Annotated in this window: 25 protein-coding genes and 1 tRNA gene; 8 read left to right on the top strand and 18 right to left on the bottom strand. The window is 64.4% G+C overall.

The features are described 5' to 3' along the window. Positions 1–61 precede the first annotated feature (61 nt). Genes dusB through hflX form a run of 7 tightly spaced genes read left to right on the top strand, consistent with a single transcriptional unit; the run spans position 62 to position 9,155 of the window. The gene (gene dusB, locus CA236_RS06110) at positions 62–1,060 is read left to right on the top strand and encodes a tRNA dihydrouridine synthase DusB (RefSeq protein WP_046410592.1); all 999 of its coding nucleotides are present in this window, start codon (positions 62–64) and stop codon (positions 1,058–1,060) included. Beyond that, complete coding sequence (locus tag CA236_RS06105) at positions 1,060–2,121, top strand: ATP-binding protein (protein WP_125944952.1); 1,062 nt, start codon at positions 1,060–1,062, stop codon at positions 2,119–2,121. Before dusB ends, CA236_RS06105 begins: the two co-directional genes overlap by 1 nt. Next, positions 2,121–3,569 carry a nitrogen regulation protein NR(I) gene (gene ntrC / locus CA236_RS06100; RefSeq protein ID WP_206430517.1) on the top strand — a complete coding sequence of 483 codons (1,449 nt, stop codon included), beginning with the start codon at positions 2,121–2,123 and terminating at the stop codon, positions 3,567–3,569. The genes CA236_RS06105 and ntrC overlap by 1 nt, the downstream gene beginning before the upstream one ends. A 52-nt stretch (positions 3,570–3,621) precedes the next feature. Then, positions 3,622–5,862 (top strand): ATP-binding protein, encoded by a 2,241-nt coding sequence (locus tag CA236_RS06095; protein ID WP_125944950.1) that lies wholly within the window; start codon positions 3,622–3,624, stop codon positions 5,860–5,862. Between the two features lie 3 nt (positions 5,863–5,865). Then, positions 5,866–7,233: a sigma-54 dependent transcriptional regulator gene (locus CA236_RS06090; RefSeq protein WP_125944949.1), complete on the top strand. Its 1,368-nt coding sequence runs from the start codon at positions 5,866–5,868 to the stop codon at positions 7,231–7,233. 51 nt (positions 7,234–7,284) lie between these two features. Then, complete coding sequence (gene hfq, locus CA236_RS06085) at positions 7,285–7,851, top strand: RNA chaperone Hfq (RefSeq protein ID WP_277600063.1); 567 nt, start codon at positions 7,285–7,287, stop codon at positions 7,849–7,851. Further along, the gene (gene hflX, locus CA236_RS06080; RefSeq protein ID WP_125944947.1) at positions 7,848–9,155 is read left to right on the top strand and encodes a GTPase HflX; all 1,308 of its coding nucleotides are present in this window, start codon (positions 7,848–7,850) and stop codon (positions 9,153–9,155) included. The genes hfq and hflX overlap by 4 nt, the downstream gene beginning before the upstream one ends. 29 nt (positions 9,156–9,184) lie before the next feature. Here the strand turns inward: hflX and mazG are convergent, their stop codons facing one another. From mazG to CA236_RS06025, 13 genes are all read right to left on the bottom strand, one after another. After that, positions 9,185–9,958 carry a nucleoside triphosphate pyrophosphohydrolase gene (gene mazG, locus CA236_RS06075; RefSeq protein ID WP_125944946.1) on the bottom strand — a complete coding sequence of 258 codons (774 nt, stop codon included), beginning with the start codon at positions 9,956–9,958 and terminating at the stop codon, positions 9,185–9,187. A 135-nt stretch (positions 9,959–10,093) separates the two neighbouring features. Further along, on the bottom strand, positions 10,094–10,267 hold the full coding sequence (locus tag CA236_RS18715) for a hypothetical protein (protein WP_164518883.1): 174 nt from the start codon (positions 10,265–10,267) through the stop codon (positions 10,094–10,096). Beyond that, entirely contained in the window at positions 10,264–11,028 is a 765-nt protein-coding gene (locus tag CA236_RS06070; RefSeq protein WP_125944945.1) for an MBL fold metallo-hydrolase, read from the bottom strand. Before CA236_RS06070 ends, CA236_RS18715 begins: the two co-directional genes overlap by 4 nt. Continuing rightward, on the bottom strand, positions 11,025–11,801 hold the full coding sequence (locus tag CA236_RS06065; RefSeq protein ID WP_125944944.1) for a TatD family hydrolase: 777 nt from the start codon (positions 11,799–11,801) through the stop codon (positions 11,025–11,027). The genes CA236_RS06070 and CA236_RS06065 overlap by 4 nt, the downstream gene beginning before the upstream one ends. Beyond that, complete coding sequence (gene metG / locus CA236_RS06060) at positions 11,801–13,348, bottom strand: methionine--tRNA ligase (protein WP_125944943.1); 1,548 nt, start codon at positions 13,346–13,348, stop codon at positions 11,801–11,803. Before metG ends, CA236_RS06065 begins: the two co-directional genes overlap by 1 nt. 12 nt (positions 13,349–13,360) lie before the next feature. Further along, positions 13,361–14,311: an AAA family ATPase gene (locus tag CA236_RS06055; RefSeq protein ID WP_125944942.1), complete on the bottom strand. Its 951-nt coding sequence runs from the start codon at positions 14,309–14,311 to the stop codon at positions 13,361–13,363. Beyond that, the gene (tmk, locus tag CA236_RS06050; RefSeq protein ID WP_125944941.1) at positions 14,308–14,934 is read right to left on the bottom strand and encodes a dTMP kinase; all 627 of its coding nucleotides are present in this window, start codon (positions 14,932–14,934) and stop codon (positions 14,308–14,310) included. The genes CA236_RS06055 and tmk overlap by 4 nt, the downstream gene beginning before the upstream one ends. Then, entirely contained in the window at positions 14,931–16,106 is a 1,176-nt protein-coding gene (locus CA236_RS06045) for a D-alanyl-D-alanine carboxypeptidase family protein (protein ID WP_046410571.1), read from the bottom strand. The genes tmk and CA236_RS06045 overlap by 4 nt, the downstream gene beginning before the upstream one ends. Positions 16,107–16,126: 20 nt before the next feature. Then, on the bottom strand, positions 16,127–16,948 hold the full coding sequence (locus CA236_RS06040) for an SPOR domain-containing protein (RefSeq protein WP_164518882.1): 822 nt from the start codon (positions 16,946–16,948) through the stop codon (positions 16,127–16,129). A gap of 19 nt (positions 16,949–16,967) precedes the next feature. After that, on the bottom strand, positions 16,968–17,945 hold the full coding sequence (locus tag CA236_RS06035) for a lytic murein transglycosylase (protein ID WP_125944939.1): 978 nt from the start codon (positions 17,943–17,945) through the stop codon (positions 16,968–16,970). A gap of 178 nt (positions 17,946–18,123) precedes the next feature. Next, on the bottom strand, positions 18,124–18,759 hold the full coding sequence (locus tag CA236_RS06030) for a glutathione S-transferase (protein WP_125944938.1): 636 nt from the start codon (positions 18,757–18,759) through the stop codon (positions 18,124–18,126). A gap of 48 nt (positions 18,760–18,807) precedes the next feature. Beyond that, positions 18,808–18,984, bottom strand: a complete 177-nt coding sequence (locus CA236_RS18710; RefSeq protein ID WP_156167270.1) for a hypothetical protein — start codon at positions 18,982–18,984, stop codon at positions 18,808–18,810. Between the two features lie 9 nt (positions 18,985–18,993). After that, the gene (locus CA236_RS06025; protein ID WP_125945075.1) at positions 18,994–19,872 is read right to left on the bottom strand and encodes an SDR family oxidoreductase; all 879 of its coding nucleotides are present in this window, start codon (positions 19,870–19,872) and stop codon (positions 18,994–18,996) included. Positions 19,873–20,232: 360 nt separating this feature from the next. Here CA236_RS06025 and CA236_RS06020 point away from each other — a divergent pair, with 360 nt between their 5' ends. Further along, complete coding sequence (locus CA236_RS06020) at positions 20,233–21,021, top strand: DUF1206 domain-containing protein (protein ID WP_125944937.1); 789 nt, start codon at positions 20,233–20,235, stop codon at positions 21,019–21,021. A gap of 38 nt (positions 21,022–21,059) precedes the next feature. On the opposite strand, the gene CA236_RS06015 is transcribed toward CA236_RS06020, so the two are convergent. The 5 genes from CA236_RS06015 to bamA form a co-directional block, all read right to left on the bottom strand. Next, positions 21,060–21,149 (bottom strand) — tRNA-Ser (locus tag CA236_RS06015). Between the two features lie 159 nt (positions 21,150–21,308). Further along, positions 21,309–21,539: a 50S ribosomal protein L31 gene (gene rpmE, locus CA236_RS06010; RefSeq protein ID WP_046410564.1), complete on the bottom strand. Its 231-nt coding sequence runs from the start codon at positions 21,537–21,539 to the stop codon at positions 21,309–21,311. 101 nt (positions 21,540–21,640) lie between these two features. Further along, positions 21,641–22,117 carry a 3-hydroxyacyl-ACP dehydratase FabZ gene (gene fabZ / locus CA236_RS06005; protein ID WP_125944936.1) on the bottom strand — a complete coding sequence of 159 codons (477 nt, stop codon included), beginning with the start codon at positions 22,115–22,117 and terminating at the stop codon, positions 21,641–21,643. Between the two features lie 11 nt (positions 22,118–22,128). Then, positions 22,129–22,764 carry an OmpH family outer membrane protein gene (locus CA236_RS06000; protein ID WP_241212537.1) on the bottom strand — a complete coding sequence of 212 codons (636 nt, stop codon included), beginning with the start codon at positions 22,762–22,764 and terminating at the stop codon, positions 22,129–22,131. Continuing rightward, complete coding sequence (gene bamA / locus CA236_RS05995; protein WP_125944935.1) at positions 22,764–25,493, bottom strand: outer membrane protein assembly factor BamA; 2,730 nt, start codon at positions 25,491–25,493, stop codon at positions 22,764–22,766. Before bamA ends, CA236_RS06000 begins: the two co-directional genes overlap by 1 nt. Between the last annotated feature and the right edge of the window lie 24 nt (positions 25,494–25,517).

Genomic DNA, 25,517 nt, shown 5'->3' with positions numbered 1-25,517 from the left:
CGCGACGCCTTGCCAGCGCCACGTTGATCGCCTACCTGCCCGTTTTTCAGGCAGACTGTTGATGCGTAAGCTCGCCCCTATCCAGATCGGACCCGTGCGGATCGACGAGCCAGTCGTGCTCGCGCCGATGACTGGCGTCACTGATCAGCCGTTCCGGACGCTGGTGCGGCGCTATGGGTCGGGCCTGAACGTGACCGAGATGATCGCCAGCCAGGCGGCGATCCGCGAGACGCGGCAGTCGATCCAGAAGGCGGCGTGGCATCTGTCCGAAGAGCCAGTCTCGATGCAGCTGGTCGGTTGCACGCCTTATGAGATGGCGGAGGCAGCCAAGCTCGCGGAGGAAAAGGGCGCCGCGATCATCGACATCAACATGGGCTGCCCCGTGCGCAAGGTCACCAGCGGGGATGCCGGATCTGCGCTGATGCGTGATCTGAAGAACGCGGGCGCGATCATTGACGCGGTGGTTAAGGCCGTGTCGGCGCCCGTAACGGTGAAGATGCGCATGGGTTGGTGCCATGACAGCCTGAACGCGCCAGAGCTTGCCCGCATTGCGCAGGATCTCGGCGCGAAGATGATCACGGTTCACGGCCGCACCCGGAACCAGATGTACAAGGGCTCCGCCGACTGGAGCTTCGTCCGGCAGGTGAAGGATGCGATCGAGCTGCCCGTGATCGTCAATGGCGACATCTGCTCAATCGCCGATGCAGAGGCGGCGCTGGACCAGTCAGGTGCCGATGGCGTGATGATCGGGCGTGGTGCTTATGGTCGTCCCTGGCTGCTCGGGCAGGTGATGGATGCGCTGGCGGGCAGAACGCCGCGTGCGGACCCGTCGCTCGACGAACAATATCGCGTGATCGTAGAGCATTATGAGGCAATGCTGAGCCATTATGGCACGGTGACTGGCGTCAATATGGCGCGCAAGCATATCGGTTGGTACACCAAGGGGATCCACGGTTCTGCAGAGTTCCGCAACGCGGTGAACCAGCAGGCCGATGCCCAGCGCGTGCTCGCCATGCTGGCAGAATTCTACGCGCCATATCGCCTGAACGCCGCTGCCTGATGCAGGCGCGGCGCGGTCCCGATCCGGCCGATCTGTTGGCAGCCTTGCCAGTCGCCGTGATGGTCGTGGACCCGGAGACGAGGATCGCACAGGCCAATGCCGAGTGCGAGCTGCTGCTCAACCTTTCCGAACGGGCGATGAGGGGTCGGGCGCTCGGCGACGTACTGCCATTGCCGGATGAGGTGGACGGGCAGGAGGGAAGGGCATTCGCGGCCTTTGACCTCGCGTTGACGACGGCACGCGGCCAGCGGCTGCGCGTTGATCTGGCGGCGACGGAATTGCTGGACCAGCCCGGCTGGCGGGTCATAACGCTCCATAATGCCGCGACATCCCGGCGCCTGGGCGTATCCGCCGATCGCGCTGCGGCCGCGCGCTCAGCGGTAGGGGCGGCGGCCATGCTGGCGCACGAGATCAAGAACCCGTTGTCGAGTATTCGCGGGGCCGCGCAACTGATCGCGGACGGTGCGGAGCCGGCTGAACTGACCCGCCTGGTGATCGATGAGGTCGATCGGGTGACGGCGTTGATCGACCGGATGGAGGATTTCACCGACACGCGTCCGCTCGCCGTGGAGCCGCTCAACATTTATCCGTTGCTGGCGCACGCGCGCGATGCGGCAAGTGCCGGGTTTGCCCGGGGGATCACGATTGAGGAGCGCTTCGATCCATCGCTCCCCCCGGCGCTGGCGAACCGAGACGCCTTGTTGCAGGTCCTGCTCAACCTCATGAAGAATGCGGCCACCGCCCTTGGCCCGATCGGCGAGCGGCGGATTACGCTCACCACCTCGTTTCGGCTCGGCATGTCGGTCGCACCTGCGCCCGGACGCCCGCGGATGCCATTGCCCATCGAGATCTGCGTGATCGATAGCGGTCCCGGGGCGCCCGAGGATATTGCCGAGCATTTGTTCGATCCCTTCGTGTCCAGCCGCCCGGAGGGGAAGGGCTTGGGCCTCGCGCTGGTCGACAAGCTGGTCCGCGATATGGGCGGGATCGTGCAATATTCACGTGAAGGCATGCCGAACGAGACGGTGTTCCGGATACTGCTGCAGCGGGCCGCCGACTGATGGCGGGCGGCGCGATCCTGCTGGTTGATGATGATGACGCGATCCGGGTGGTCGTGGCCCAGGCGCTGCGACGTGCTGGTCATAATGTACGCACCGCGTCGAGCATCGCGGACCTGGACCGCGAACTCGCCGCGGGCCGGCCCGATGTTCTGCTGACCGACGTGGTGCTGCCCGACGGCGATGGCATCGACGTGACCGAGCGCCTGTCCCGCGAGTTGCCGAACCTCCCCGTCATCGTTCTCTCCGCCCGCAACACGCTGACCACCGCTGTCCGCGCGAACGAGGCTGGCGCCTATGATTACCTGCCGAAGCCCTTCGATCTCGAAACGCTGACTCGCACCGTCGCGGCTGCTCTGGCCCGTCGTCGCGAGCTTGCACCGCGTAGCGAGGACGGGGAGGACGCCAGCCTGCCGCTGATCGGCCGTTCGCCGGCGATGCAGGAGGTTTACCGCGTCATTGCCCGAGTCGTCTCGAATGACCTGACGGTTCTCATTTCCGGTGAGTCGGGGACGGGCAAGGAGTTGGTTGCGCGCGCCATCCACGACTTGGGACCGCGCCGTTCCGCGCCCTTCGTGGCGATCAACATGGCTGCAATCCCGCGGGACCTGATCGAGGCGGAGCTGTTCGGGTATGAACGCGGCGCGTTCACAGGCGCGGCGCAGCGCACGGCGGGGCGGTTCGAACAGGCCGCGGGGGGCACATTGTTCCTTGATGAGATTGGCGACATGCCGATCGAGGCGCAGACGCGATTGCTGCGCGTGCTTCAGTCCGGCGAGTTCACGACGGTGGGCGGTACGCGGATCATGCGCGCCGACGTCCGGATCGTCGCGGCCACCAATCGCGCGCTCCAGCAGGCCGTTGCCAACGGGCAGTTTCGCGAAGACCTCTATTACCGCCTGAACGTCGTTCCGATCGATCTTCCCGCGCTACGCGAGCGGCGCGAGGACATTGCGATCCTGGCCCGCCATTTTCTCGAGCGCGCAGCGGACGCAGGCTTGCCGCGCAAGGTCCTCGATGATGACGCGGTGACATCGCTGGCTGAGCATGACTGGCCGGGCAATGTTCGCCAGCTCGAAAACCTGATGCGACGCCTGGCGGCGCTGTCACGGGACGAAAGTATTTCGGCCGGCGAAATCGCGGCCATGCTGGGGCAGGGCGGGGGGCAGGCAGTCTCGCTGCCTGCCGATCTCGGGCTGGAGGCTGCGGTCCGCGCCTTCATCGAACGGCTAGCCCGCTGTGATCCAAGGTCGCTGGACGACGGGACGCTCTATGACCGGCTGCTGGCCGAGGTGGAGCGTCCCTTGATCGAGGTGATGCTGGCTCGCCACGGTGGCAATCAACTCCGCGCTGCCCGGGCGATCGGATTGAACCGGAACACCTTGAGAAAACGGCTGGATACGCTTGGTATAGATCCCGCCGTCCGCCCACCCGCACCAGAGGCGCGGTGAACGCACGTATTATGTGTTTTCTCTGCAACACTCTTGTTGTAGCGTTACCGAGATGACTGCCGGCACGGCACCTCGAACAACCGACCTGGTCGCCCTGCCGCGCCGCTGGAGCGTAACGCCTGCGGTCGAGATCGGCGTTCTTGCGATTGCCATCGGCATAGCGTTCGCGACGTATGTCGTCGTGGCCCACACGGGCCGTCCGGAGGGGCTGATCGCGCCTGCCGTTGTGGCACTGTTGCTGGTCGCCAATCTTGTCCCCGGCGTGGCGTTGATGATGCTGCTGGGGCGCCGGATCGCACGCCGCCGCGCGGCGCGCTCCCCGGTTGGCGGCGAGGGGCGGCTTCACGTCCGCCTCGTCGCGCTCTTCTCGATCGTTGCCGCCGTGCCGATGGTGCTCGTCACGATCGCCGCCTCCCTGTTGTTCCAATATGGCGTGCAATTCTGGTACTCGGACCGCGCGCGTGCGGTGTTCGAGAACGCGACGACGCTGACGCGCACCTCCTACAACCAGATCCTCCAGCGGTGGGAAGAAGCCACCGTCACGATGGCGAGCGATATCTCGACCGAACTGAACGAGCGGCCGATCGAGGACCCCCAGTTCCGCGCGTTCCTGTTCCAGCAAACCTATTTTCGCAGCCTGTCCGAGGCGTTGCTGTTTCAGGTGGCACCGAATGGCGAGTTGCAGACGCTCGCTTTCGTCAACCCCTATGACCTGGATCTGGCACGTCAGGTGTCGGCGGAGGCGGTACGAAAGCTGGCGCGCGGTCAGCGCAGTGTGGTGACCGTGACGGGCGACCGGATCCAGACGGTGACGCGGTTGCCGGGGTCCAGCCGCGTGTATCTCTACGCAGCACGTGTGACCAATCCGAAGGAAATGACCACCCAGACCGAGCGAGCCGAGGCCGCACTGGCCAATTATCGCCAGCTTCTGGTGCGCGCTCGCACGCTGCAACTGCGCTTCAACGCTGCGCTGCTCCTGCTGTCGCTGTTGATCGTCGGTGTCGCGGTATGGATCGCGCTGGCCGTTGCGGACCGGCTAGTCCGGCCGGTCGCGGAACTGGTCAACGCAGCGCGGCGGGTGGAAGGCGGCGACCTGACGGCCCGTGTGCCGGAAACGCAGGAGCGGGACGAGGTTGGCACTTTGTCGAACGCGTTCAACCGCATGACAGAGCGCATCGAGGAGCAGAATACGGCGCTGGTTACCGCGAACGCCCAACTCGACAGCCGTCGCTCGCTGATCGAGGCCGTTATGTCGGGGGTCTCCGCTGGCGTCATTTCGATCGCGCCAGATCGGACGATCCGGCTGATCAACAATTCGGCGCAGATGCTGCTGGGTCTCAGCGATCCACCGATCGGCATGCCGCTGTCCGTCGTCGCGCCGGAACTGGCAGCGTTGCTCGACGGGACAGCGCGGGAGGCGATCATTCAGCTGGCAGCGGCCGGCGAGGCGCGCACGCTGGCTGTACGGATCGCCCGTGTTCCAACCGGCCCGATCCTGACCTTCGACGACATCACTCAGCAGTTGCTGGACCAGCGCCGCGCGGCTTGGTCGGATGTCGCGCGGCGTATTGCGCACGAGATCAAGAACCCGCTGACCCCGATCCAATTGGCTGCCGAGCGCCTGCAGCGCCGTTATGGCGCCAAGGTGGAGGAAGGGGACACGACATTCAGCCGGCTGACCGAGACGATCGTGCGGCAGGTCGGCGATCTGCGCCGCATGGTCGACGAATTCTCGTCCTTCGCGCGGATGCCCAAGCCGGTGTTCCGTGAAGAGTCGCTGGTCGACGTCGCGCGTCAAACGATGTTCCTGCACGAGGTCGCGCATGCGGGCATCCGCTTCGAGATGCGACATGACGAACCGGGACCGGTCCTCGTCTGTGATCGCCGCCAGGTCGGACAGGCGCTGACCAATATCGTGAAGAACGCGGTAGAGGCGATCGAAGCGACCGGGCGAGGGGAGGGCACGATCCTGATGACCCTGACGCAAGAGGATGGCCGTGCAGTGATCACCGTCGCTGACGACGGCATTGGGCTGCCCCCTGAGCGCGATCGTATCGTCGAGCCGTATATGACCACCCGCGCGCGCGGCACTGGCCTCGGCCTCGCCATCGTGAAGAAAATCGTGGAGGAACATTTCGGAACCATCACCTTCACCGACCGTCCCGAGGGCGGCACGCTGGTGACCATGACCTTTGACGTGGTCATGCTGGCCGGCGTCGCCGGACGAGAAGACGATCAATCTGAGACCGTAGGCGGCAGTTTCGCCGCCCTGACTCGCAATCGGACCGCATAAGCCATGGCGTTAGACATCCTTGTCGTCGACGATGAACTCGATATCCGCGAACTCGTATCCGGTGTGCTCGAGGACGAGGGGTATGACACCCGCACCGCGGCGGACAGCGATGCCGCGCTGGAAGCGATCTCTGCGCGCCGCCCCAGCCTGGTCCTGCTTGACGTGTGGCTTCAAGGCTCGCGTCTCGACGGCCTGGAACTACTCGCCGAGATCAAGCGGCGGGACTCCTCGATCCCGGTCCTCGTCATCTCGGGCCATGGCAATCTCGACACGGCCGTCGCCGCGATCCGGCAGGGTGCGGCCGACTTCATCGAAAAGCCGTTCCAGGCCGAACGCCTGCTGCTGATGGTGGAGCGGGCAACCGAAACCGAGCGTCTGCGCCGCGAAGTGGCAAATCTTCGTGCCTCCGCTGGCAGCGATACCGACCTGACGGGCAGCTCCAGCGCGATCAATGCCGTTCGTGCCACGTTGAAGCGCGTCGCCGCGACCGGGAGCCGGGTGATGATCGTCGGCCCGGCAGGTGTCGGCAAGGAAGTGGCAGCGCGGCTCCTTCATGGCTGGAGCCAGCGAGCCGCCGCGCCCTTCGTGGTGGTCAGTGCCGCCAACATGACGCCCGAACGTGTCGAGGAAGAATTGTTCGGCGTGGAGGAGGGGGGCGACCTCGTTCGACCCGGTCTCTTGGAGCAGGCCCACGGCGGCACGCTGTTCCTGGACGAGATCGCTGACATGCCGATCACCACCCAGGGGCGGATACTGCGCGTGCTGACCGATCAAAGCTTCACGCGGGTCGGCGGGACGCGCGTGGTGAAGGTCGACGTGCGGGTGGTGTCGGCGACCGGCCGGGATCTGACGCAGGAGATCGCCGACGGGCGCTTCCGCGAGGATCTATATTACCGGCTGAACGTGGTGCCCGTCGTCATTCCCTCGCTGGCGGAGCGGCGCGAGGACATTCCCGCGCTGGTGGAGCATTTCGTTGCGCATTATGCGGCACAGCGCCGGGTCACGACGCCGGAAGTCGCGACCGACGCGATGGTGGCGCTGCAATCCTACGATTGGCCCGGCAACGTGCGGCAGCTGCGCAACGTCGTCGAGCGGACCATCATCCTTGCCCCGGGCGATCGCATCGCGCGGATCGATGTCGACCTGTTACCTGGGGAGGTGCTCGGCGATCAGGGGGGCGGCGGTGCGAACGCGATCATGGGCGCGCCGTTGCGCGAAGCACGTGAGACGTTCGAGCGGGAATATCTGAAGGTGCAGATCCGCCGGTTCTCGGGTAATATTTCGCGGACGGCGACCTTCATCGGAATGGAGCGCTCCGCATTGCACCGCAAGCTGAAGCTGCTGGGGATTACGGACACGCGCGAGGATTGATCGATCTGGACCAGCATCGGGCGGCTCCCTACATAGGGCAAAGCGTGCCGTTTGGGCCGCATCCGACGCCGGGCACCGGCGCATCGCGGGGAAAACCTCGCCAAAAACACGAAAGGGCATCGAACGATGGCCGATAAGCAAAGCTCTCTTCAAGATCTCTTCCTCAACGCCCTGCGCAAGTCGAAGACCCCGGTCACGCTTTTCCTCGTAAAGGGCGTCAAGCTTCAGGGCATTGTCACCTGGTTCGACAATTTCTCGGTCCTCCTGCGCCGCGACGGACAGAGCCAGCTCATCTACAAGCACGCGATTTCCACGATCATGCCGGGCGCGCAGATCGATGTGGCCGCGATCGTCGATCAGCTGGGCGAAACGACGAAGAAGCAGCCGCTGCTACAGGAGATTTTCCTCAACGCGGTGCGTCGCTCCGAGGATTCGGTAACGATGTTCCTGGTCAACGGCGTGATGCTGCAGGGCCAGATCGCGGCATTCGACCTGTTCTGCATGCTGCTTCAGCGCGATGGCACGTCGCAGCTGGTCTACAAGCATGCGGTGTCCACCATCCAGCCTGCTCGTGCGTTGAACCTGGCGGACGAGAACGGCGGGTCTGACGAGGATTGAGCACCGGTTTTGACCGCGATCCCGAGGAATTCGCCCGGGGTGCGCGCGCCATCGTCGTGTACCCCGATCTTGGTGGCTCCTCGCGTGATGCCGATGCGCGGCTTGAAGAAACCGCGGGCCTTGCTGCCGCCATCGGCGTCGATGTCGTCGAACGGCATGCCGTTCGCGTGCGCACGCCGCGTGCCGCGACGCTGATCGGATCGGGGCAGGTTGAGCAGCTGGCGACACTCGGGCGGCAGGAAGAGGCCACCTTGTTCGTGTTCGATGCGGCGCTCTCCCCAATCCAGCAGCGCAACCTCGAGACTCAGCTTGAAGCAAAGGTCATCGACCGGACCGGTCTCATCCTGGAGATCTTTGGCGAGCGTGCTGCGACTGCCGAAGGTCGGCTGCAGGTGGAGCTGGCACACCTCGATTATCAGGCGGGCCGGCTGGTACGCAGCTGGACTCACCTTGAACGTCAGCGCGGCGGCTTCGGCTTCCTCGGTGGCCCGGGTGAGACGCAGATCGAGGCCGATCGGCGACTGATCCGGGATCGCATGGCACGGTTGCGGCGCGAGCTCGATCAGGTGACGCGCACGCGCGGCCTTCACCGGGAACGCCGTCAACGCGCGCCCTGGCCGGTCATCGCGCTTGTCGGATATACCAACGCGGGGAAATCGACGCTCTTCAACCGTCTCACCGGCGCGCATGTAATGGCCGAAGATCTCCTCTTCGCGACGCTCGATCCGACGCTTCGTCAGATCAGCCTTCCGGGCATCGACAAGGCGATCCTGTCGGACACCGTCGGCTTTGTGTCGGAACTGCCGACCCAACTTGTCGCGGCGTTCAAGGCAACGCTGGAAGAGGTGATCTCCGCTGACTTGCTGGTCCATGTCCGCGACGTGGCACATCCCGATACGACTGCGCAGAAGGCGGATGTGGAGGCGGTGCTGGCAGAGATCGGCGTGTCGGAGGCGACGCCGCGGATCGAGGCTTGGAACAAGATCGATCTGCTTGATGGACCGGATCGGGATCATCTGCTCGCCGAGGCGGCGCGTCGCGATGATGTGGTTCCCCTGTCCGCGATCAAGGGGGAAGGGGCCGATGAACTTGTCCGGCTGTTATCCGACCGGTTGACGCAGGGGCATCAGCGATACTCGATCCGTCTCGCCACCAGCGACGGCGCCGGTGCGGCGTGGCTGCACCAACATGGCGAGGTCATCGATCAGGTGATCGAGGGTGATACAGCCATCTATGAAGTGCGCATGGCGCCCGGTGACTTCGCCCGCTTCAACGAGCGTTGCCCAGGAGAGGCAGAGACCTGAAAGGAGGGCGGGGCACGATGCTCCGCCCTCTAGTCTTTCGCGGCCGCCTTTTCAGCCTGCTTCACTTCGGACCAGAGCGATTCCTGGTCGTCGAGGTCGAGTGCCGCGATCGAACCGCCGGCGGCTGTTTCCATGGCCCGGAAACGCGTTTCGAACTTGGCATTGGCGGATCGAAGCGCAGCCTCGGTATCCACGCCGAGATGCCTGGCCCAATTCACTACCGCGAATAAAAGATCGCCGACCTCTTCCTTACGATCCTCATCGCTCGCTTCGATAACTTCCTCTATTTCCTCATGGATCTTTTGAAGCGGACCGTTCGCGTCGGGCCAGTCGAAGCCGACGCGGCCGGCGCGCTTTTGTAGTTTCTCGGCCCGCAGCAGCGCCGGCAGACCAAGCGCAACCCCAGCAAGCGCACTGCCGTCGTCCTTCGCGGCGCGTTCTTCAGCCTTGATCGTTTCCCACAGGTGATGCCCGCCATCGGGGGCGTCCCCGAAGATGTGGGGATGGCGCCGCTCCATCTTGTCCGCGATCGCCGCAGCAACGTCCTTCAGGTCGAAATGGCCCGCTTCCTCAGCCATTCGGCTGTGGAACACGACCTGTAGCAACAGGTCGCCGAGTTCATCCTTCAGCTCATGCATATCGCCGCGGTCGCACGCGTCGGCAACCTCATAGGCTTCCTCAATGGTGCAGGGCGCGATCGATTGAAAGGTCTGCACCTTGTCCCATTCACAGCCCGCAACAGGATCCCGCAGTCGGGCCATGATTGCCTGAAGTCGCACGAGAGCGGAGGATGCATCTGACATAGGCGGGCGATAAACCGGCCGCACAACTTCCGCAAACGTAGGCCCAATGCCAAAGCCGAATAATGCGATAATATATATTATGTTAAATAGCAAGTGTCGAACGGTGCCGCCCTCTTACGTGGCGCACGCACTGCGTTACCGGGCAAACTGCTCGATTTGCGTGAATACCAGCGTCACGACCGCGAACAGCACAATCCAGATAAGCGCGAGCTTTATTGACTGGCGCATGGGCAACCGCCGCGCAACGAGCGCCGAAATCGGCAGGATCAGCATCAATGCAAGCAGCCACACCTGCGCGCCGTCGATCACAAGTCGAACTCCAGGCCGTCATATCCCGGCTCAACGTGCGGCGGCAGTTCCGCTCGAAGCGTCGCATAGTCCATCGACTGATCCATGTGCGTGAGAACCGCGTGGCCGGGCGCTAGCTCCTCGATCCATTGCAACGCCTTGCCGAGATGCGGATGACTCGGGTGTGGTTTGCGACGCAGCGCATCCACGATCCAGAGATCGAGGTTGCCGTAAAGCGCGCGCATCTCCCTTGTCATCCCGCTGAGGTCTGTCGCGTAACCGACAGACTTTCCACCGTGCTCGAACCGCAGCCCCGCCGAGGTGATCCTTCCATGCGGTTGATCCGTCGAACTGATGGTGAGCGGGCCAATGTTGATCCGGTCAGGCAGAGCGCTCAGGGAAACGGTCGGCGGATATCCGCCACGTCCATGAAAGACGTAGCCGAACATGTCGTCGAGGCGCTCGCGGGTCGGTGAACGGGCGTAAGCCGGTACGGGTTCACCACGCTGATGGAAAATCTGTCGCAGGTCATCGATGCCGAAGACATGATCGGCATGTTCGTGCGTCCAGATGACCGCGTCGACGATTCCGACATCGGCCGCCAGCAACTGCTGTCGCATGTCCGGCCCCGTATCGACAAGAACGCGCGTCCCCTCGGCCTCCACCAGCAATGAAACGCGGGTGCGACGGTTGCGCGGTTCGTTGGGGTCGCATTCGCCCCAGTCGTTCCCGATCCTCGGCACCCCGGTGGAGGTGCCGCTACCGAGAATGCGGACCTTCATGCCAGGGTTTTATTGAAGAGTTTGTGGAAGTTGCGCGCGGTAACCTCTTGTAGTTCGGCGACATCATCTCTCCGCAGCTTCGCCAGGAAGGCAGCCGTGTCGGCAACGAATGCCGGTTCGCCGGTCTTTCCACGATGAGGAACGGGAGCAAGGAAGGGCGCGTCGGTTTCGATCAGCAAGCGGTCCGCGGGGAGCCGGGCGGCAACCTCCTGAAGCGCGGCAGCGCTCTTGAAGGTGACGATCCCGGAGATCGAAATGTAAAACCCCAGATCCAGCGCGATGTCCGCGAACTCACCGGTTCCCGTGAAGCAATGAATGACGCCGGTGAAGGCCCCCTTCTCCAGTTCGTCACGAAGAATGGCGGCGGTATCATCCTCCGCATCGCGCGTGTGCACGACGATGGGCACGCCAGCCTCTCGCGCGGCCGCGATATGGGCGCGGAAGCTGCGCTGTTGCTGCTGGCGATCCGAGTGGTCGTAATGATAGTCGAGGCCACATTCGCCAATGCCGACGACCCGCGGATGCTGCGCGCGTTCTACCAGCCGCTGAGTGTCGATGTGCGGGTGCTGATCCGCCTCATGCGGATGGATGCCAACGGTGGCCCAGACATCCGGCTCGCGCTCGGCGGTGGCGAGAACATCCGCCCATTCGCTTTCGCGGGTCGCGATGTTGAGCATCGCCGTGACGCCGCGCGCGCGGGCGCGCTCGAGGATGGCTTGCTGTTCCTCGACCAGCCCCTTGTAGTTCAAATGGCAATGGCTGTCGGCGAGCATCAGGCCGCCCCCGCTGGGATCTCGAGCCGCGGGAACACGGGCGATGGTGCGGCAACCGGGGCGCCCTCAGCCACACGACGCGCATACCAGCCGTCGTCATCGATCGCGGCATGATCACGATCATCAGCGGCGACGCCGAGCTGGTCGAGGATCGCGCTCGCACCGGCGGGGATGACCGGCATGATTGCGATGGCAAGGATGCGGATGGCCCGCACCAGCGTCCGCAGGACGGCATTCATCCGCTCGGGGTCGGTCTTGCGCAGCGCCCACGGGGCCTGAGCGTCGATATACTGGTTGCAGGCAAAAACGCCGCGCATCCATGCCTCAATCCCGTGGCTCAGCATCAGGTCGCCGAACGCCGCCTTCAGCCCGGCGGCCGCCACGATGACTTCCTCGATCAGGATGCCGTCGGCCTCTTCCGCACGTCCGTCCGCTGGGAGTGAGCCGAGGTTCTTGGCGATGAACGACAAGGTGCGTTGCGCCAGATTGCCGAACGAATTGGCCAGTTCCGCATTGACCCGCGCCACGATGGCCTCGGCCGAATAGCTCCCGTCCTGCCCGAAGCTAACCTCGCGCAGCAGGAAGTAGCGCAGCGCATCGACGCCGAAGGCATTCGCCAGGTCGCCCGGATCAATGACGTTGCCAAGGCTCTTCGACATCTTCTCGCCGCGATGGAGGACGAAGCCATGGCCGAACACCGTCTTGGGCAACGCGATGCCGGCGGACATCAGGAAGGCCGGCCAATAGACCGCGTGGAAGCGAACGATGTCCTTGCCGATCAGGTGAAGATCGGCCGGCCAGTGCTTCATATCGCCATCGGGGTAGCCGACCCCCGTCAGATAGTTCGTCAGCGCGTCGACCCAGACATACATGACGTGCCCCGGACTGTCCGGCACCGGCACCCCCCAGTCGAAGCTGGTGCGCGAGATCGACAGATCCGACAGGCCACCCTCAACGAAGCGCATCACTTCATTGCGGCGCGATTCCGGACGGATGAAGTCCGGATTGCTGGTGTAAAAGTCCAGCAACGGCTGCTGATACTTGGAGAGGCGGAAGAACCATGTCTCCTCCGCGGTCCAGGTCACCGGCGTGCCCTGCGGGGACAACTTCTCGCCCCCTTCCCCCTCGGTCAGCTCCTTCTCGTCGTAGAACGCCTCGTCGCGGACCGAATACCAGCCTTCATAACGATCGAGATACAGGTCGCCGGCCGCTTCCATCGCCCGCCAGATGGCCTGGCTGGCGGCATAATGATCCGCATCGGTGGTACGGATGAAGCGGTCATAGGAAATGTTAAGGCTGTCGCACATCGCCTTGAAATGTGATGACATCTCGGTGGCTAGATCAGCAACCGGTACGCCGCGATCGCGCGCTGTCTGGACCATCTTCAGCCCATGTTCGTCGGTGCCGGTCTGGAAACGCACGTCGCGCCCTGCCTGCCGTTGAAAGCGAGCAATCGCATCGGCGGCGATCGCCTCATATGCGTGGCCGATATGTGGCCGCCCGTTAGGGTAGCTGATTGCGGTGGTGATATAGAACGGGTCGCCCATAGACCCCCGCCTCTACCCTCGCGCGAGCCGCGCGACCACCCCTGCCAGTTCAAACACCGTCCCGCCCGCGTCGAGCGACAAGGCGCGCGCGCTAGAGGCGATCTGCCTGGCATCATCATAGGCGTCCAGTGCAGTACGCAACGCCTGACCGCTACGATACGGCGCCTGCTCCGCGAGGAAGGTGGGAACACGATCAAGGAATGCTTCGTAGCGTGACTGCGCGGCCTTCAGCGAAAGCGCGCGCATCAAGCGAACCCGTTCTGCATTGTCGCGATCCCCGTCTCGCGCGATGCGTTGCAGCGCCTCGTCGATCTTCTCGAGCCCCAGCCCGGCGAAGCGAAGCGCCCGCCCCGGCGAGCCCATCCCGACACGGATCAAGGTGTCACGCTCGTCCGGTGTCGCCTCGGGGAGGAGGGCGTCGAGGGCTGCGGCCATCTCTTCCCGATCCAGCGGCTCGAACCGGAGCAGCCGGCACCGCGATCGGACCGTCGGCAGAAGCCGCCCCGGCGCGTGGCTGATCAGCAGGAAGATCGTGCCGGCGGGCGGCTCCTCCAGATTCTTCAGCAATGCGTTCGCGCCCGACCGCTCGAGATCGTCGACCGCATCGATCAGGATGACCCGCCGCGAACTCAACGATGGCGTCGTCGCGAACAGGGGGTTGAGGCTGCGCACCTGAGAAATCGTGATGCTGCGCGCCAATTCGGCGTCGGGCTTGCCGTCCTTTGGCAACCGCTCCAGCACGCGGAAATCAGGGTGCGATCCCGCCTCGATGAGCGCGCGGGTTCGCGCGCTACCCAGGTCCCGTGCGGCTTCGCTCAACAGGCTGGTCGCCGTCTCGCGCGCGAAGGTCGACTTGCCGATCCCCTGCGGGCCGCTGAGCAGCCAGGCGTGGTGAAGCGTTCCGGCATCCATCGCGGACCGGAAAAGCGCTTGCGCCGCCGCATTGCCGCGCACCCGGCTCACGGCAGCAGGTCGCTCAGCTCCGCCAGCAGCATGGCGGTCACGTCGCCCGTCGCCCGGTTGGCATCGACGATGCGGAACCGTCCGGGTTCGCGCGAGGCAAAGCTGCGGAAGGCGCGTGCCACATCGGCGTGGAAGTGCTCCCCGCGCATGGCGAAGCGGTCCGCCATCTCGCCGTCGCGCATGGCGGCGCGGCGTGCACCCTCGGCGACCGGCACATCGAGCACGAAGGTCCGGTCGGGCAACAGCCCTCGCGCCCCGAAACCGTGCAGCGCGAGGATCGCGGCGTCATCAATGCCTCCCGCGACACCCTGATAGGCGCGCGTCGAATCGATGAACCGATCGGTGATCACCCACGTCCCCGCTTCCAGAGCGGGGCGGATGACCTTTTCGACGTGATCTGCGCGGGCAGCGGCGAACAGCAGGGTTTCGGCATGCGCGCTCCAGCGGGCCACATCGCCCTGCATCAGCAGCGCGCGGATGGCCTCCGCACCTTCGCTGCCGCCGGGTTCCCTCGTCACAAGCACCGAAAGACCACGCGCCTCCAGCGCGGAGGCGAGCGCCCGTACTTGTGTCGATTTCCCCGCCCCCTCCCCGCCCTCAAGCGAGAGGAAGCGCCCGCTCAACTGAACAGTCCAGTGAGCCCGGCCCAGGCGCGACCGAAGAAGCCGGCTTCCTCGACATCGGTCTCGGCGACTAGGGGCAGAACCTGCTCCGGCAGACCGGGCGAGGTCACGACCAGGTCGGCGACATGCGTCCCCGCCTTGATCGGCGCCTTGATCGGGCCCTGATACACCACCTTCGCATTCATCGCCGGCACCGCACCCGCCGGAAGGGCAACCTTCAGGTCACGCGGGGCGACCAGCCCGACGGTGGAGGAATCTCCCAGTTGCACGGCAGCGTCTGCCACCTTGCGCCCCTGCTTCACGACCGGTTTTGCCTGCCAGGCGCGGAAGCCCCAATCCATGAAGCGGACGGACTCGCTCGCCCGCTGGTTGAAGGTGTTGAGCCCGGCCAGGACCATCACCAGACGTCGGCCGTTCTGTTCCGCGGATCCGGTGAAGCCATAGCCCGCTTCCTCGGTATGACCGGTCTTCAGGCCATCGGCGCCGGCAACGCGGCCGAGCAGCGGATCGCGATTGGCCTGGGTGATCGCGTTCCCCGAGCCCAACGTCTTGCCCCAGGTGAATTCACGCCGCGAATAGAACTGCTTGTAGAGCTTGGGATGCTCCTCGATCGTCGCACCGGCCAGCTTCGCGAGGTCGCGCGCCGTGACATAGGTGACGCCATTGTCAGGCCAGCCGTTCGAGTTGCCAAAATGGCTATTGCTGAGGCCGAGCTTCTGCGCCGCCTCGTTCATCCGCTGGACGAACGCTTCCTCGGTGCCCGAAACACCCTCGGCCAGCACGACACACGCATCGTTGCCCGACAGGACCACCACGCCGTACAGCAGGTTCTCGACCGAAACCTTCTCGCCCGGCGACAGGAACATGGTCGAGCCCGCGGACGGGCCATGCCACTTGCGCCAGGTTTCCGGGCGAACCTCGAATTCCTGATCCAGCTTCAGGTCGCCGCGCTTGATCATGTCGAAGATGACATAGGCCGTCATCATCTTCGCCATCGAGGCGGGTGGCATCCGGCGATCGGCGTCCTTGGCAAAGAGCACGGCGCCCGACGACAGATCCTTCATGAAGGCGACGGGCGCGACGGTCTGGAACTGCGGCGCAGCGGCAACGGAGGGATAGGCGACCGACAGTGCGATTGCGGGCACGGCCAGGTAGGACATTAGCTTGGTCATGGACGCTCTACTCGGTGATATCAGGGCTGAACGATGATGGCAGCATCGCCATAGCCGCGGCGAACGGCGGCGTCACGCGCCCGTTCGGCGTCGATACGCGACGAAAATGGGCCAAGGCGGATCCGGAACAGCGCGCCGCCGCGCTGGGCAGTACCGCCCAGCTGCTTGGCGATCGCCTCGGCGCGCGCCTGATTGCTTAGCGCGGCCACCTGCACGGCGTAGGAACGACCATTTGTCGGCGGGGGCGGCGCAGGTGCGGCGATTGGCAGCGCCCGAGCCGGAACGGATTCGGGACGGCTAACCGGAGGAACGGCTGCAGGACGCGCCTGAGCAGCGGGCAATTGCCGCCGGAGCGCCGCCAATAATGCTGGCGGCGCATCTAGCTGCGCTGCTGACACGCCGCCGGCAAGGCTTCCCTGATGCGTGACACCGCGCACCCGAACCGCCGACGCCCCTTCGCGCGACAGCGCGAGCATCCGGGCCGCTTCTGGGGAGAGGATGATCTCGAAACCTGCCGGCAAGGGCGACCGTTCAGCGACACGGGTCACGATGGTGCGACCAGTATCTAGCGACGTGATCTCCACCGCGCTGCCCGGGGCCAATGTCGCGTGTGCCGTCCCCCCCGCCCCCGCCTTCAACGCGGCATCGGTGCCGCCCACTCCCCCGGCAGTGCGGGCGTAGCCGACGCGATCGTAGCGTGCTGGTCCTGCGCCTGAGGTGCCGACTGGCCCTTCCACCTGTCCGGCTTCGGGCGGCAGAGGAGGACGCGGTGCCCCCGTTTCCTGGTTGCTGGGCGTATCCTGCAGGCCCATCGCCGTTGCGGGATACGCCAGCCCGAGCATCAACGACCCGGCAACGGTCCTAGCGCTCGACCGCATCGGCCAGCAGCCCCACGGACAACGCGTAGAAATTTGAGCAATTATAGTCCAGGATGACGCGATAGTTGCTGGTCAGCAGATAGGCCGTCTGTCCCGGGCCATCAGGCTCCATCAGGGTCGCCAGCACATCGTCCGCTGGCCAGCTTCGGCCCTGCGGCATGATTCCGGCCGCGCGCCATTCCGCCATCGTGCGCCAGTTGCTGTGACGCTCGAACACGCGCGGACACCGCGGGGACACCAAGCGGTTGGTCAGCGTCGCGCGATTGAAGCTCGCTGGGACGGATACGGCAAAGCCCCAGGGCTGCCCCGCCCGCCAGCCGGCGTTCAGCAGGTAATTGCCGATCGATGCCAGCGTGTCGGCCTGGCTGTTCCATATGTCGACCCGTCCGTCGCCGTCCCCGTCGACAGCGAGGCGCAGGTACATGGAGGGCAGGAACTGCGGATTGCCGGTGGCCCCTGCCCAGCTTCCCTTCAACGTCTCGCGCGGGATGCCGCGATCCATGATCTTGAGCGTCGCGACGAACTCGCCCGCGAACAACTGCCGCCGACGCCCTTCATAGGCGAGCGTCGCGAGGCTGCGGAGCAGGTCGAAGTTGCCGGTATAACTACCGTAATTCGTCTCATGGCCCCAGATCGCGACCATGATCGATTCGGGGACGCCGGTCGTGGCCTCGACCCGCGACAGCTTTGCCCGATTGGCCGCATAGGCCTTCTGCCCGCGTCCGATGCGCGCGGCATCGACATGCCGCGCCTTGTACGGCGCGAACGGGGGGATGCGGGTGGATTGCGGGTTTCCCGGCTGTCCACGATCGAGCTCTACGACCCGCGCATTGTACGTCAGCGTGGGAAGGACGGAGTCCACCGTCGCCGGGCGAACGCCCTCGCGGATCGCCTGCGCCCGAAGCTGCGGCAGATAGGCCTGAAAGCCTGTCTCGTCTTGGGCGACGGCGGGTGTCGCCACGGCAAGTGCACCTGCACAAGCTGCCAGGGACGAGAGACGAACGATGAAGTTGGAAACGTGCACCACCTCTGTGTGGCACAGCCACCAGTTCGGCGGAACCGGCAATTGTCGTTGCTGCGGCACAAGTCACCGCACCCTTCCCTCGCCGCGGATCTGTGCCCTTGTGCCATCTGGATCGCTACGATGGGCCGCCATTCACGATGACCGGCACGTCACCGGGCGACCAGGGCGGAAGACGGAACATGATCCGCTCGAACGTCTCGGAGGCGAGATGCTGCGCCAGCCACGCCTTCACCTTGGACAGCGGGAGCGTAGCGAACCAACTTAGGTCGACGGCCGCAAACTGTCGGACGAACGGCATGATCGCCGCATCCGCCAACCCCGGCGCATTCCCGCAAAGCTGCTCGTGCCTGGCGAGACGCGCCTCAAGCTGACGGAGAAAGCCCAGGCCATTGTCGCGGTGCGCGATCGGATCAGACCCGTGGCGATCGGGATATTTGTACCGATCGAGATCATGTTTGAAGGCCGTGTCATTCGCGTCGATCAGCGCAGGGCCATCCCGCTCAAGCCACCCTTGCGGATCATTCTCGGCCAACGCCCAGCGCATGATCGCGAGGCTTTCATCGATCACCACGCCATCGGACCGCTGCAGTACGGGCACCGTTCCCTTGGACGAAGCCGCGATCAGCTCTTCCGGCTTCTTGGACAGCCGAACCTCGCGCACTTCGTAGCGAATGCCGCTGGCCGACAGCGCAAGCCGCGCACGCATGGCATAGGGGCAACGTCGAAAGCTGTAGAGGATGTGCTCGACCATCAGCGGCTTACTTATAGAGAACGCTTGGATGATAGTAACTGCTGGCCGCTACCCCGCCGCAGTGAGCCGATCTGACTCCAGCTGACGCTCGGCCGCGGCCAGCACGATATCCAGATCGGCCGCACGCAAGCCGCTCTCCACATCCACCTCGTCCTCATCGTACAGGTTGGCACGAAATCGCTGAAGATGGGCGATAGCCGCCTGTAGTGTCTCCACCTCAATCATGACTGTGCCTCAGGCCGGCTGTCCATTGCCGCCGCTCGCCCCGAATATCTGACCGGTGGAGAAACTGAGTGCTGGATCGGCGGCAGCTACGTAAAGTGCCGCGATTTCCGCCGGTTGCCCCGGTCGGCCGAGCGGCGCGCTCGCGCCAAAGGTGCGTTGCTTCTCCGGAGTGGCGCCGCCGCTCACCTGGAGCGGTGTCCAGAAAGGCCCCGGGGCAACCGCGTTGACGCGGATACCGCGTGACGCCAGCTGCTTTGCCATTCCCTTGGTGAAGTTCAGGACCGCCGCCCGGGTCATCGCATAGTCAACAATATCTTTGGACGGATCGCCCGCCTGTTCAGATGACGTATTCACGATGACAGCGCCGGGACCCATCTTCTCCAGTGCTGCCTTGGTCAGCCAGAATGGCGCGTAGACGTTGGTCTTCATCGTATCGTCGAAATCCTGGCTGGATATGTCGGCGATCGTAGGACGCGTTTGCTGTCGGGCGGCATTGTTGACGAGGATATCGAGCCCGCCGAGTTGCGCGGCCGCTTGTTCGACCAGGCGGCGGCAAAACCGTTCGTCACGCAAATCGCCAGGGATCGCAACGGCTTTCCGACCTTCCGCCGCGATCAGCGCTACGACTTCACGAGCGTCCGGCTCCTCGGCCGGCAGATAGTTGATCGCCACGTCGGCGCCCTCGCGCGCGTAGGCGATCGCGGCCGCACGACCGATGCCGCTGTCGCCTCCGGTGATCAGCGCCTTCTTGCCCGCCAATTTGCCCGAGCCCTTGTAGCTCTGCTCGCCGTGGTCCGGCCGGGGCGTCATCTTCGATGCCAGGCCGGGCCAAGGTTGCCGCTGAACCGGGAACGGCGGCTTGGGATAGGCCGCGGCTGCCGGGGTCATCGCAGCTGGCCGCGAATTGCTCTCCTGTGCTGCTGCCGACGTCGCGGACGCGGCCGACAGTGCGGCAACACCGGCAACAAAGGTGCGACGGTCGGTATCGGGCATGGGGAAGCTCCAGCAAAACGTGCCTCCACAGCGCTCGCGGGATCACAGTAGTTCCCTTGATACCGCAAATACTTGGCGTTTTGCTGGTGCGGCAAAGGAGAGGCGTCCCCGGGCTTTGCCACCTGCTCCAGACGAAGCTCAACACCTTTGGCGCAAGGGCGCTGTAACTTGGCACCAGCATCATTTTCGAAGGGCCATGATCCAACGCAGGAACGTTCACACTTCACTGCTGTTTGGCACCGTGAGGAGCTTCACATGAACGCCAATGCGCGCCTGACTACCCTGACCCGGATCGGCTTCGCGGCGCGGGGACTGCTATACATCGTCATCGCGGTGCTGGTCCTGCGTACCGGGCGGGCAGAAGACCAGAGCGGCGCGCTGGAATATCTTCGCGAAGGCGGCGGCCAATTCCTGCTGGGCGTGATGGCGGCGGGACTCGCCGCCTACGGCATATGGAGGCTGACCGATGCCGCCTTTGACCTCGAACGCCACGGATCAGACCGTAGAGGCGTTTTCGAGCGGCTGGGGGCCGGAGCCAGCGGTGTCGTGCACCTTTTCTTCAGCTGGCAATCGGTCCGTCTGATGCGCGGCGTGGCGCTGTCGGGTGACGGTACGCAGGAAGGCACACAGACTGCCCTGCAGATGCCGGGTGGATGGGCACTCGTCATCGTGGGCGGCATGATCCTGCTCGCGGTCGCCGCAGTACAGCTCATGAAAGCGGTGAAGGGATCATTCCTGCGCTACATTGACCCATCGATTGCCCGCCGTCCCTGGGTGCAATGGTGCGGTCGTGCCGGCTACGCCGCGCGTGGTTTGGTGTTCTTGATCAGCGGCTACTTCCTTGTTCGCGCCGGAATGGAAGGCCAGGCAGACGAGGCCGGCGGCATGGCGCGTGTCCTCGCATGGCTCAGCAGCCCCTTTGACGTGATCATCAGCGCAGGCCTGCTCGCATTTGGGTTATTCACCCTTGTCGAAGCGCGCTATCGCAGGCTGCACGACGTGCCGGTCGACCAAGCGATCCGCCGCGCGACAAGCTGGTCGTAGCCGGCTGCAGGCGCGTCGACCTCGGCGACGCAACGTGATGGCGGACGGGGTGGGATTCGAACCCACGGTAAGCGTAAACCTACGGCGGTTTTCAAGACCGCTGCCTTAAACCACTCGGCCACCCGTCCGGGGACGGCTCTCCTATCCTGCGATCAAGACAAGCGCCACTGCGTTGTCATCTCCGACAAGCGATTGTGCACAAAATAAAAGGGCCGGCCCATCAAAGGTGCCGGCCCATATGTCAGCCGAGACGAAAAGTCGCGGCTCCTGCGATCAGCAGGTGGAGGTTACTTGCGAAGCGTAAGTCCGCCACCGAAGCGCTTGTTGAAGCGCGCCACCTGACCGCCGGTGTCGAGCATCTGGCCCTTGCCACCGGTCCATGCCGGATGCGCCAGCGGATCGATTTCGAGCGTCATGGTGTCGCCTTCCTTGCCCCAGGTGGAGCGGGTTTCGTACACCGTGCCGTCCGTCATCTGGACCTTGATCATGTGGTAATCGGGGTGGATATCTTTCTTCACAACTCAATCTCCGACGTGGCTGGTTACCGACCAGCCGAAAGGAAGCGGCGCGCTTAACAGAGGAGCGCGGCCCACGCAATCATTGCTATGGTCGCTGCCGATCAGGCCGCAGGTGGATCCGCGATCATGGCGGTGAACTCACACTCGGCCGCCAGCTCGCCTTCGATCAAGGCACGTCCCGCGAACTTGCACACCCGCGCACGCTTTTGAACGAAGCTGACTTCCAGCCGAAGCAAGACACCGGGTTCGACCGGCTTCCGGAACTTCACGCCGTCGATCGACATGAAATAGACCAGCTTACCCGTGCCGGCGAGGCCAAGGCTTTCGACCGCAAGCACGCCCGCCGCCTGTGCGAGCGCCTCGACGATCAACACGCCTGGCATGATCGGCCGACCGGGGAAATGCCCCTGGAAGAAGCCTTCGTTGATCGTCGCCGCCTTGATCGCGACGATCGACTGATCAGGCACGAGCTTTTCGACCCGGTCGACGAGCAGCATCGGATAGCGATGCGGCAGCGCCGCCATTACCCGCGTCACATCTAGCGGGCCGATGGCGGCCTTGGTCTGCACGTCGGTCATCCCGAGCTGGCTCAGCGGCCCTGCGTCTGCGCAGCAGGAGCCGGTGCGGCGCCCTGCTGGCCCTGGCCGCCCGGCTGCCAATTCGCCGGCGGGGTGATCCCGACGCTCGGCACTGCCTTGTCGAGCTCAGCGGTGATCGACGAGGTGATGTCCGCGGCCGGCTGGGCGAAGAGCGCAGCTTCGGGACGCAGCAGCAACGACACGTTGCGGGCGCGCACGGCGGCCTGAACGGCGTCGTTCAGCTTCGCGCTGATCTGCTCGATGGCATAGGCCTCTGCGCGCTGCGCCGGCTGCGTCAGGCGGGTGAGTTCCTGCTGCGCTGCCTGCTGCTTGGTCTGGATCGCCTGCGCCTGCGGACGCAGCGATGCTTCGGTCGCGCCGGGCGCGCGCGCTGCCGTCTGATATGCGGTCACGAGCGGCTGCAATTCGGCCTGGATCGCGTTGCGGCGCGTGTTCGCCTGATCCAGCTGAGTCTTGTACGTCGATTGGATCTGTGCGCGAGCCGCAGTCCACGCCTTCGAATTGGCGACGGCCTGTTCCGGGTTCGCGACAGCGATGCCGGACACCTGCGCAGCGGCGCCGCCGGCAGCAAACGTACCGGGGACTGCGATCGCGGCAGCCATCAGCATGAGCTTGAACTTGGTCATCAGAACTGAGTCCCTACGTTGAAAGTGATAAGCTTGGGGTCATCGCCGCGCTGCTTGATGAGAGCGCGGGCGACGTCGATGCGAAGCGGACCGAATGGCGACGTCCAGTTCACACCAAAACCGATCGACAGACGCGGCTTTGCGGAATTGCCGAGGAAGGTCTCGACAAAGGGCTGAGACGCGATCTGCGGCGAGTTCGGGATGATGCCGTTACAACCGCCGCTGCCATCCGGAATACCGGTGGCGCAGGTGGTCGAGACGTTCGCGCCGGCCGGCGTCGAGTAGAAGTAGAGCGGGTTGCCCGCGGCGTCCTTGAGCGGAAGCGGCAAGACGACGGTGTTGCCGTTCGCATCCGTGGTGGTCGGGAATACCGCGGTCGGTTCCGGTCGTGTAATATTGAACAGACTGCCGGCCTGCACATAAACGGACGGACGCAAGCCCAGCTCGCGCGCGCCCGAACCCAACGGGATCTCGAGTTCGATGCGGCCAAGATAATAGGCTCTGCCGCCCAGCGCGTCGTCGATGATCTGGTCGCGATCGGTGATCAGGACCTGCGCGCCGTTGGCGTCGGTCGTGAAATACTGGCGCAGCACGCGCGGGCCGACGCCGCGGATGTCGAAGCCGCGGAACTGCGGCTCACCCAGATAGAAGCGGTCGGTAATCCGGATCGGATCTACGCCGGGACGCGGGCTGCTTTCAAGCGCGTGAATGTAGCCGCCTTCAGCGAGCGCCGAGAGAATGAACCCGCCGCCGATGCCCCAATATTTCGCCGCGTCAGCGCGCGTCCGCAGGTACTTCACGTCACCGCCCAGCCCGGCGAAGTCCTGGCTGAAGGTAAAGCGCTGCCCCGCCGACGGCCGCAGGCGGCTGTTCAGGCTGTCGTAGATCAGCGAATAACCGACCGACGACGTCAGACGATTGCCCAGAGCGTCGCAGAGATAGCGACCCGCGAGCAGCGGATCGCACTGACCATCGCGGAAGAACGCGGTACGATCCAGCGTCACTTCGTCATACGACAGCCCGTAACGTGCCGAGAGCGACCAATATTCGGTCAGCGGCACGCCGGCACGAACCTGGAAGCCGGTGGACACCTGGCTATACGTGGTTTCGCGGCGGTTGTTGACGAAGTTGAATGCGTTGAAGTCGCGCCGGAACACGTCGACGCCGACGGCGATGTTCTTGTCGAACAGATAAGGCTCGGTGAAGCCGAGCTCGACCGACTTCGAATAACTAGAATAGTTGACGCCGAAGCGCAGTTCCTGGCCCTTGCCGCGGAAGTTGCGCTGCGTCAGGTTGAACTGAAGGATGAAGCGCTCGAGGCTGGAGAAGCCCGCGGAGAGCTGCAGTTCGCCCGTGGCGCGCTCTTCGACGTTGGCGCCCAGGATGACGCGATCCGGCGCTGAACCCGGCGTCTGCTTGATCTCGAACTTGTCCTGGAAGAATCCCAGGCTGTTGATGCGGTCCTGCGAACGCCGCACCTGGAAGCTGTTGAACGCGTCACCTTCCGCAAGACGGATCTCGCGGCGGATCACCTTGTCCTGAGTCTGCGTATTGCCGGTGATGTCGATTCGCTCGACGTAGGTGCGCTTCGCCTCGCCGATGTGGAAGTTGATTGACATCGTCAGCGAGTCGCGATCGCGCTGGAACTCAGGGCTGATCTCGGTGAAGGCGTAGCCGAACAGACCCGTGGTCTGGCTGAGGCTGTCGACCGTGTCCTCGACCAGCTTGGCGTTGTACCAATCACCCTTCTTCAGCGGCAGCGTCTTCGCCAGCGCCTTGTCGTCGAAGTCGCGGATGTCGCTGTCGACCGTGATGTCGCCGAATTTATAGCGGGGCCCCTCCTCCACCACATAGGTGATGATGAAGTCTTCCTTGTCCGGCGTCAGCTCGGCTACTGCGCTCGTGACGCGGAAGTCGGCATAGCCTTCGGTCAGATAGAACTGGCGCAGCTTCTGCTGGTCATAAGCCAGTCGGTCCTGATCATAGGTCGTGTTGGACGACAGCAGGCGGAAAAAGCGCGCCTGTTTCGTTGCCATCTGCTCGCGCAGCTTGTCGTCGTCGAACACCTCGTTGCCGATGATGTTGATCTGACGAACCTTGGACTTGGGCCCTTCGCTGATCTCGAACACCACGTCGACGCGGTTCTGATCAAGCGACACCATCTTGGGCTCGACACTCGCGCCGAACCGGCCCTGGCGGCGATAAAGCTCGACAATACGCGCGACGTCCTGACGCACGGCACTGCGGGTGAAGACCTGCCGCGGCTTAAGCTTGATTTCCTTCGTGATCTTGTCGTCCTTGAGGCGCTTGTTGCCCTCAAGGATCACGCGGTTGATGATCGGGTTCTCACGCACCCGAAGCACGATGTCGCCGGTCTCCGCCCCTGCGACGGTCACATCGGCGAACAGGTCGCTGGCGTACAGATCCTTGATCGCCTGATCGAGCGACTCGTTGGTGTACGGCTGTCCGATCCGCAGCTTCGTGTAGCTGAGCGCCGTATCGGGCTCGATACGCTGCGAGCCTTCGACTCGGAGCGAGCGAATCGTCCGCTCCACCGGCGTAGCGCTAGGTGCCGGCGCGACCTGCTGCTGAGCCGCCGCACCAGGCTGGGCCGTAGCGGGCGCACCTTGCGCAAGCGCGACCGACGGAATGCCGGTCAGCATCGTGCAGCCGAGCAGCATGGCCGCAGCGCGCGGTCGAGCAAACGAAGTGTTCAAAATAGTCACCATTCCACCCCGGTAAGCCCAAACAAG

Origin of the sequence: Sphingomonas sp. ABOLG (genome assembly GCF_003950435.1) — a bacterium.
GTDB classification, from domain to species: domain Bacteria; phylum Pseudomonadota; class Alphaproteobacteria; order Sphingomonadales; family Sphingomonadaceae; genus Sphingomonas; species Sphingomonas panaciterrae.
This window is presented reverse-complemented; position numbering and strand designations above follow the sequence as displayed.

Excerpts from the sequence above, each read along its gene's own strand:
- dusB (WP_046410592.1), top strand. The coding sequence starts at position 62 with ATGCGTAAGCTCGCCCCTATCCAGATCGGACCCGTGCGGATCGACGAG.
- CA236_RS06105 (WP_125944952.1), top strand. The coding sequence starts at position 1,060 with ATGCAGGCGCGGCGCGGTCCCGATCCGGCCGATCTGTTGGCAGCCTTG.
- ntrC (WP_206430517.1), top strand. The coding sequence starts at position 2,121 with ATGGCGGGCGGCGCGATCCTGCTGGTTGATGATGATGACGCGATCCGG.
- CA236_RS06095 (WP_125944950.1), top strand. The coding sequence starts at position 3,622 with ATGACTGCCGGCACGGCACCTCGAACAACCGACCTGGTCGCCCTGCCG.
- CA236_RS06090 (WP_125944949.1), top strand. The coding sequence starts at position 5,866 with ATGGCGTTAGACATCCTTGTCGTCGACGATGAACTCGATATCCGCGAA.
- mazG (WP_125944946.1), bottom strand. The coding sequence starts at position 9,958 with ATGTCAGATGCATCCTCCGCTCTCGTGCGACTTCAGGCAATCATGGCC.
- CA236_RS06070 (WP_125944945.1), bottom strand. The coding sequence starts at position 11,028 with ATGAAGGTCCGCATTCTCGGTAGCGGCACCTCCACCGGGGTGCCGAGG.
- CA236_RS06065 (WP_125944944.1), bottom strand. The coding sequence starts at position 11,801 with ATGCTCGCCGACAGCCATTGCCATTTGAACTACAAGGGGCTGGTCGAG.
- metG (WP_125944943.1), bottom strand. The coding sequence starts at position 13,348 with ATGGGCGACCCGTTCTATATCACCACCGCAATCAGCTACCCTAACGGG.
- CA236_RS06045 (WP_046410571.1), bottom strand. The coding sequence starts at position 16,106 with ATGACCAAGCTAATGTCCTACCTGGCCGTGCCCGCAATCGCACTGTCG.
- CA236_RS06040 (WP_164518882.1), bottom strand. The coding sequence starts at position 16,948 with ATGCTCGGGCTGGCGTATCCCGCAACGGCGATGGGCCTGCAGGATACG.
- CA236_RS06030 (WP_125944938.1), bottom strand. The coding sequence starts at position 18,759 with ATGGTCGAGCACATCCTCTACAGCTTTCGACGTTGCCCCTATGCCATG.
- CA236_RS18710 (WP_156167270.1), bottom strand. The coding sequence starts at position 18,984 with ATGATTGAGGTGGAGACACTACAGGCGGCTATCGCCCATCTTCAGCGA.
- CA236_RS06025 (WP_125945075.1), bottom strand. The coding sequence starts at position 19,872 with ATGACCCCGGCAGCCGCGGCCTATCCCAAGCCGCCGTTCCCGGTTCAG.
- CA236_RS06020 (WP_125944937.1), top strand. The coding sequence starts at position 20,233 with ATGAACGCCAATGCGCGCCTGACTACCCTGACCCGGATCGGCTTCGCG.
- fabZ (WP_125944936.1), bottom strand. The coding sequence starts at position 22,117 with ATGACCGACGTGCAGACCAAGGCCGCCATCGGCCCGCTAGATGTGACG.
- CA236_RS06000 (WP_241212537.1), bottom strand. The coding sequence starts at position 22,764 with ATGACCAAGTTCAAGCTCATGCTGATGGCTGCCGCGATCGCAGTCCCC.
- bamA (WP_125944935.1), bottom strand. The coding sequence starts at position 25,493 with ATGGTGACTATTTTGAACACTTCGTTTGCTCGACCGCGCGCTGCGGCC.